Origin of the sequence: Streptomyces nanshensis (assembly GCF_001751255.1) — a bacterium.
GTDB lineage: Bacteria > Actinomycetota > Actinomycetes > Streptomycetales > Streptomycetaceae > Streptomyces > Streptomyces nanshensis_A.
In genome coordinates, this window is sequence record NZ_LJGW01000173.1 from 255 (window position 1) to 7775 (window position 7521).

Consider the following 7521-nt stretch of genomic DNA (forward strand, 5'->3'; position numbering starts at 1 on the left):
CGGCGGGCATCCTCGCCGGCACCGCCGCGGCGGGCGCCACGGACGGCAAGGCCGCCGGCGGATGGCAGCGCCTCGTCGTCGTCACCGCCAACATCGGACGCGACCACCGCGACAAGCGCGAGGCCGCCGTCCGCGCCGTACGGCACGCCGTCACGGTCGACGGCGCCACCGCCAAGCCGCTCGTGGGCTGGCAGGAGATCGGCGAGGGGGACGACGACGGCAAGGAGGAGAAGTTCATCCGCGAGCACTTCGGGAAGGCGTTCAGCAATCTGTTCGTCGGCGACAAGGTCGCCCACCACGTCCCGATCTCCGTGCCCGACGCCTTCAACGTCGTCGGCCACCGCATCACGCGCGCCCACGGCGGCAAGGGCGGCGTCTCGCCGCACCGCGTCATCACCGAGGCCGTGCTCCAGCTCGCGTCCGATCCGCAGGTGCAGTTCGTCTTCGCCAACACCCATTACGTCGCCGGTGCCTACAACGGCAAGAACGACCCCTCGGAGGCCTGGCGGCGCAAGATGTGGAAGCGGCACTTCCAACGGCAGCGCGACAAGGTGCTCCAGTACTGGAACGCCCAGGGCTTCCCGGTCATCTGGACCGGCGATGTGAACCGCAGCCCCATGCCCAGCCTCGTACCCGGCAAGGAGCAGCGCGCCTTCGCCCGCGGCATCGACCAGATCGGCTGGCTCCCGGGCACCAACGGCACCGAGATACGGCTGAAGCGCACGACGAGCGTGCCGATGCACGTCGACGGACACGACGCCCGCGTCGCCGTGATGCAGATCCGCCGGGGCTGATCACGGAGGCAGCGCACCCGCGGACCGCCGCACGCCGCCGTCCCGGGGCCGAGCGCCCCGGGGTTCAGGCGGTGATGTCGCGGCTCGTCAGGCGCGCCCAGGCCGCCGAGCCGAACACCGCGGTGTACAGGGCCTGGAGGCCGAGGTTGCGCACCAGTTCGTCCCAGTAGACGGGGTCGCGCAGCAGGTCGGCGAAGCTCAGCCAGTAGTGCGGGAAGAGGTAGGGCTGTACGGCGTGAAGCTGCGGAACGGTGTCGACGATCTGCACCATGAGCAGCAGCCCCACCGTGGCGGCCATCGCCGCGATGCCGCTGTTGGTCAGCGTCGAGACGAACAGGCCGAGCGCGGCCAGCCCCGTCAGCGAGACGGCCACGGCGACGGCGATGGCCAGTGCCCGCAGCAGCCCCTCGCCGAAGGAGACGGTCGTCCCCGACAGCAGGGTGACCTCACCGACCGGGAAGAGGGCCGCGCCCGCCGCCAGCGCGAAGCCCGCCACGACGAGCGTCGCGACGAGGCAGAAGACCATCGTGCTCGCGTACTTCACCAGCAGCAGCCGCGTACGGCCCGCCGGGGCGACGAGCAGATAGCGCAGCGTCCCGGCGTTCGCCTCGCCCGCCACCGAGTCGCCCGCGATCACGCCCACGGCCATCGGCAGGAAGAAGGGCAGCGTGGCGGCGAGCGAGGTGAAGACGAGGAACAGCCCGTTGTTGGTGATCTGCGAGATGAACGCGGGACCCTGCCCGCCTCCGCCGCCGCCCTGACCGCCGTCCGCCGTCTCGATCTTGACCGCGATGCCGACCAGTACGGGGATCACCGCGAGCACGCCCAGCAGCGCGACGGTGCGCCAGCGCCGGAAGGTCGTGAGCAGTTCGCTGCGCAGCAGCCCGGAGGCGCGGCGCCCGCCCGTACGGCCGTCCCGGTCCACAGATCCAGGGCTGCCGTCGGAGGTGCCGTACGTCGTGTACGCCTCGCCGTCCACGGCCGGGACGCCCTCGCCGATCAGATCAGCCCGCGACATCGAAGCCCTCTCCCGTGAGCGATACGAAGACGTCCTCCAGCGACGCGTGCGTCACCCCGAAGCCACGCACCCGCACCCCGGCCCGTACGAGCGCGGTGTTCAGATCCGCCAGGTCCGGTCCGGGCCCTGTCGACGGGCCGTCCGCGGGCGGCAGTTCGCCCGTCACCTGCCCGTCCGCGACCGTCAGATCGCCCACCCCGTGCTCCTTCAGCACGCGTGCCGCCTCCGCGCCGTCCGGTGTGGTCACCGCCAGCCGGCCGCGTGCGCCCGCGGACATCTCGGCGACGGTGCCCTGGGTGACGAGCCGTCCGCGGTTCATCACCGCCGTGTGCGAGCAGACCTGCTCGATCTCGTCCAGCAGATGGGAGGAGAGGAAGACGGTGGTGCCCTCCTGCGCCAACTCCCGTACGAGGGAACGGATCTCGCGCATGCCCTGCGGGTCGAGGCCGTTCGTCGGCTCGTCGAGCACGAGCAGCTCACGCGGCTGGAGCAGGGCCGCGGCGATGCCCAGCCGCTGCTTCATGCCCAGCGAGTACGCCTTGGCCTTCTTGCCCGCCGCCGCCGAGAGCCCGACCCGCTCCAGCGCCCGCTCGACCCGCACCCGGCGGGTACGGGGATCGGCCGTCGGGTCGGCGGCGTCGTACCGCCGGAGGTTGTCGCGCCCGGTGAGGAAGCCGTAGAGCGCGGGCCCCTCGATCAGGGCACCGACGCGCGGCAGCACCCGACGGGCGCCGGACGGCATCGGCTCGCCCAGTACGTCGATGGAACCGCGGGTGGCGTCGATCAGGCCGAGCAGCATGCGGATGGTGGTGGTCTTGCCCGAGCCGTTGGGCCCGAGGAACCCGAAGACGCTGCCGCGGGGAACGGCCAGGTCGAGCCCGTCGACGGCCAGTTGCCCGCCCCGGTAGCGCTTGCTGAGGCCACGTGTCTCGATGACCGCCGCGGCGGACGGCTGGGCCATGGCACTCCCCTCTCGGGTCGGGTCCCTGGACGGGCGGGCCCGGAGCGGACCTGCCCGGCCCGGGAACGGGGCCGTACCGGATCGGACGGGACCGACCGGACCGGAGGCGAAAGCGGAGGCGGAAGCGGATGGCACCGGATCGGGTGGAGATCCGGCGGATCCGGAGGATCCGGAGGTTCGGGTGGAACCGGAGGATCCGCCTCCGTCACATCCGTCCCCACCACCCCGCGCGGAGTGATGGGGACGGACGGCCGGTCACGGCCTGTGGTGCCGGAAGGTCACTTGGCGGCGGCGTCGGCGGCCTTGATCAGGCCCTCCTTCGTCACGGCGCCCACGTAGACCTTTCCGTCGTCCGTCATCAGGGCGTTCACCAGACGGGTGTGGAAGACCCGGCCGGTGCCGAACTCGCCCTTCGCCTTCTCGGTGAAGCTGTCGAGGAACTTGTCGCCCTGCTGGGAGCCGCCGCCCTTGCCGGACGCCGAGGCGCCCGGCAGACCGCCCGCCGCGCCGCCCGGTGCGTCGATCTCGGCGACCGCGCCCCAGCCCTTGCCGAGGGTGTCGAGCCCGGTGAAGCCCGGACCCGCGCCCTTCTCGCTCTTCTCGCCCTTGAAGTGCTTGCCGAACTCCCCGGGCTCGCCGTTCTTTTCGAGCTTCTTCAGCTCCTTGAACCGCTTGGACATCTCGCCCTTGTCCGGCTTCGCGTGCTCGCCGCGCGGACCGGCCTCGGTGACGTCGGTGCCCTTCGGCGGCGTGAAGTCGAAGGTGCCGGCCTCGGGCTTGCCGAAGTCGACCTTCGTGTAGGCCACGTCCACGGCCGGCTTGCCGCCGTCCTTCGGGACGAGGGTGAACTTCAGCGGGGTGCCGTTCTCCGCGTCGACCGCGATCCGTACGGAGTCGACCGTGGAGTGCGGGGCGCCCTTCGGCTTGACGAGCAACTGGTAGGCGTCGCGGCCGGCGACCTTCGCCGTACCGTCCACCGTGACGGACGTGGAGTCCTCCGACGCCTTCAGCACCTGCTCGGCGGCCTTCTGCGGGGTGACGTCGCCGATGCCGGCGCCCGGCGCACCGCCGTGGCCCTTGCCGTGCTCGCCCTTCTTGCCGTCCTTGCCGTCCTTGCCGTCCTTGCCGTGCTCGCCCGCCGCACCCTTCGGTGCCTGGGCGTGGAAGGCGGCGTCCGAGCCGCTGTCGTACGTCCACACCTCGTCGCCGTTGTGGATGAAGCTGAACTCGGAGGTGTCCTCGACGACGGAGACGCGCTGCTTGTCGGGGCCGTCGGCCGCGACGCGGAGCGTGTGCTCGCCCGAGGCGAGTTCCATCAGCTTCTGCTGGGGATCGGCCACGGAACCCTTGCCGCCGTGTCCGCCGTCGCGTTCACCGTCGCCCTGCGGGCCGCCGCCGAACAGGCCGCCGCCCTGCTTGCCGCCGCTGCCGCCGACGCCGGGCAGTTCGGGGAGGCCGAGATCGGTGCTCACCTTCACCGTCCCCGACATCTGCTGGGTGTCGGACGCCGCCATCTTCGCGAGCAGTTCCTTCGTCGAGATCTTCGGCAGATCGGGGGCACCGCTGTCGGCGAGTGCCGGGACGAGGCCGATGGTCAGCGCGGCGATTCCCGCGACGCCGGCTGGTATCCCGTACCGGACGGCCTTCCTGCCGGACGTCCTCGGTTGGATCTGTGCCATGTCGTGCCCTACCTCCGGGTCGGTGGCCGGTTCTGTACGTCGTACTCGTCCGTCCCCTGCCGACTGCCACCGGCAGGGAGATCCCACTCCCGCTCGGCCATTGTCCCCGAATTCCACGGGAACGTGCGGGGTGGTGTCTCAATGGCACCAAAGCGGTGAGCGATGCGCGTCAGCCGGTGGAGGCAACTGCGCCTACTCCTGCGGGTGGAGAGACGGAGCCTCACGTCCCCCGTGCGGAGGCCCGCGAATGGGTGCGATCCCTGAGCCGGTTGGGCACTTGGAAGCCCGCGGGACGGCGGGCGGTACGAGCGGTACGGACGGCGCCGCGCTGACGGGAACAGGAGCGGAGTCGTACGGAGACGTCGTAGGGGACGTCGTAGGAGACGTCGTACGGGGAGGCCGTACGGCAGCGCCGTCAGGGCAGGCCGCGGGCTCAGGAGGCCCGGTGCACCACAGCGTCGCAGAGGTGCGAAAGGGCCGTCTTCGCGGCGCAGTCCGGCAGCGGATTGAGCGTCTCACGCGCCTCGTTGGCGTACCGGACGGTGTCCTGGCGGGCCTGCTCCAGTGCGGGGTGCGCCCGCAGGGCGGCCAGCGCCTCGGCGTGCCGGGCGTCGTCCGTCAGATCGCCGTCGAGCAGACCGAGCAGCGCACGGTCCTCGGCGGTGGCCTCCGGGGAGGCGGCGCGGGCGCGGAGGTGGAGCACGGGGAGGGTGGGGATGCCCTCGCGCAGATCGGTGCCGGGCGTCTTGCCGGACTCACGGGAGTCGCTGGCGATGTCCAGTACGTCGTCCGCGAGTTGGAAGGCGGTGCCGACGCGCTCCCCGTACTGGGTGAGGATCGAGACGGCGCTCTCGTCGGCCCCGGCCATCAGCGCGCCGAAGCGTCCCGCGACGGCGATCAGCGAGCCCGTCTTGCCCGCGATGACGTCCAGATAGTGCTGCACCGGGTCGCGGCCCTCGCCTGGGCCGGCGGTCTCCATGATCTGCCCGGTGACGAGGCGTTCGAAGGCCTCGGCCTGGATGCGGACGGCCTCGGGGCCGAGGTCGGCCAGGATGTGGGAGGCGCGGGCGAAGAGATAGTCACCGGTGAGCACCGCCACGGAGTTGGTCCAGTTGACGTTGGCGCTGGGGACTCCGCGCCGCACGTCGGCCTCGTCCATCACGTCGTCGTGGTAGAGCGTCGCCAGATGCGTCAGCTCCACGACGACGGCCGAGGGCACGACCCCCGGCGCGTGCGGGTCGCCGAACTGTGCGCCGAGCATCACCAGAAGCGGCCGGAAGCGCTTGCCTCCGGCGCGTACGAGGTGCTGCGCGGCGCCCGTTATGAACGGCACGTCGCTCTTCGTGGCCTCGAAGAGGCCTTCTTCGACAGCAGCCAACCCCGCCTGGACATCGGCCTCGAGAGCCTTGTCCCGCACGGTCAGTCCGAAGGGCCCGACGTCGGTCACGAGGGGGTTCTCCTGTCTGCATACGACGATTGAGCGGCCACGGGGCACGCTCGCTGCATCCACTCACCGGCCGTTCGTCTGCCGGTCGTCGCCATCACCCGGCAGCGTATCCGGTCACGTCCGGATCTCCATGGGCGCGTATGCCCTCGGGGACCCGGGAGGGCGGCGCGCTCCGTGCGTACGACGCGGGACGGGTGCCGTGGAGACGACGGCCCTTGCCCGTGGGACCCCGTCGGGCTCCCCGTACGCTGAGCGGGCCCGTGACCGTCGACGATCTCGAAGGCGAGGCACCGTGACAGACGTCAACCCTCCCGCACAGCCACGCGGAGACAGCCCGCTCGATCTGCCCGAGGACGACCCCTTCGGCCCGTACAACCTGCCCTACGGGGTGTGCACCACCGCCGGCCGCACGGAGCGGCCGCACATCGTCGTGCGCTACGGCGACCATGTGCTGGACGCGGGCGGCGCGGCGGCGGCCTTCGGCTCAGAGCACGCGGAGCTGCTCCAACAGCCGCTGCTGGGAGCGCTGATGGCGGCGGGACGTCCCGTATGGCAGGCCGTGCGCGCCGAGTTGCGCGAGTGGCTGACGGCGCCGGAGCACCGCGGGACGACGGCCGGGTTCCTGCGTCCGCTGTCCGAGGCGACGATGCGGCTGCCCTTCGAGGTCGCCGACTACGTCGACTTCTACGCGAGCGAGCACCACGCCACCACCACGGGGCAGATCCTGCGTCCGGAGAACCCGGAGCTGCCGCCCAACTGGAAGCATCTGCCGATCGGTTACCACGGCCGCGCGGGGACCGTCGTGGTCTCCGGCACCCCGGTCGTCCGTCCGCGGGGGCAGCGCAAGCCGCCGCAGGAGGACGCCCCGGTCTTCGGCCCCTCGCAGCGGCTGGACATCGAGGCGGAGGTCGGCTTCGTGGTCGGCACCCCCTCGGCGCACGGGGAGAGCGTGCCGCTCGCCGCCTTCCGCGACCACGTCTTCGGGGTGGCGCTCCTCAACGACTGGTCGGCCCGCGACCTCCAGGGCTGGGAACAGCGGCCGCTCGGGCCGTTCTTGGGCAAGTCGTTCGCGACGTCCCTGGCGGCGTGGATCACTCCGCTCGACGCGCTGGACGCGGCGCGCGTACCGCCGCCGCCCCGCGACCGTGCGCTGCTGGAATACCTGGACGACGCGGCGGAACCGGAGCCCGGCGGCATCGATCTGCGCATCACGGTCGCCGTCAACGGCCACACGGTCTCCGAGCCGCCCTTCTCCGCGATGTACTGGACGGCCGCGCAGCAGCTCGCGCACATGACGGTCAACGGCGCCTCGCTGCGTACGGGCGACCTCTTCGCCTCGGGCACCGTCAGCGGACCGGAACTCTCGCAGCGCGGCTGCCTGCTGGAGCTGACGTGGGGCGGCAAGAACCCCCTCGAACTCCCGGACGGCAAGCGGACGTTCCTGGAGGACGGGGACGAGATCGTCCTCTCGGCCTGGGCGCCGGGCGCGTCGGGGACGCGCATCGGGATGGGGGAGGTGCGGGGGGTGGTTCGTCCGGCGCGGTAGGCGCGGCGGGGCGCGCCGATGGTGCGGTGCGGTGCGCGCCGGTGGCGCGGGGGGCGGCGTGTCCGGTCGCGGGGCG

General features: G+C 72.0%; 6 protein-coding genes. 2 read left to right on the top strand and 4 right to left on the bottom strand.

Translation table 11 applies throughout. The annotated features are described in order from the left end of the window. A partial coding sequence (locus AN218_RS10750) for a hypothetical protein (protein ID WP_244900394.1) occupies positions 1–794 on the top strand: 794 nt, incomplete at its 5' end. A gap of 64 nt (positions 795–858) precedes the next feature. On the opposite strand, the gene AN218_RS10755 is transcribed toward AN218_RS10750, so the two are convergent. The 4 genes from AN218_RS10755 to AN218_RS10770 form a co-directional block, all read right to left on the bottom strand. Next, positions 859–1812: an ABC transporter permease gene (locus AN218_RS10755; RefSeq protein WP_079132027.1), complete on the bottom strand. Its 954-nt coding sequence runs from the start codon at positions 1810–1812 to the stop codon at positions 859–861. After that, a complete protein-coding gene (locus AN218_RS10760; protein WP_070016565.1) occupies positions 1799–2773 on the bottom strand; it encodes an ABC transporter ATP-binding protein in 975 nt (324 codons plus the stop codon). Before AN218_RS10760 ends, AN218_RS10755 begins: the two co-directional genes overlap by 14 nt. Before the next feature lie 278 nt (positions 2774–3051). Next, positions 3052–4452, bottom strand: a complete 1401-nt coding sequence (locus AN218_RS10765) for a LolA family protein (RefSeq protein ID WP_070016566.1) — start codon at positions 4450–4452, stop codon at positions 3052–3054. Positions 4453–4885: 433 nt separating this feature from the next. Further along, positions 4886–5899, bottom strand: coding sequence for a polyprenyl synthetase family protein (locus AN218_RS10770; RefSeq protein ID WP_070016567.1), 1014 nt, complete (start codon positions 5897–5899; stop codon positions 4886–4888). Positions 5900–6191: 292 nt separating this feature from the next. Here AN218_RS10770 and fahA point away from each other — a divergent pair, with 292 nt between their 5' ends. Next, positions 6192–7445: a fumarylacetoacetase gene (gene fahA, locus AN218_RS10775; RefSeq protein WP_070016568.1), complete on the top strand. Its 1254-nt coding sequence runs from the start codon at positions 6192–6194 to the stop codon at positions 7443–7445. Positions 7446–7521 lie beyond the last annotated feature (76 nt).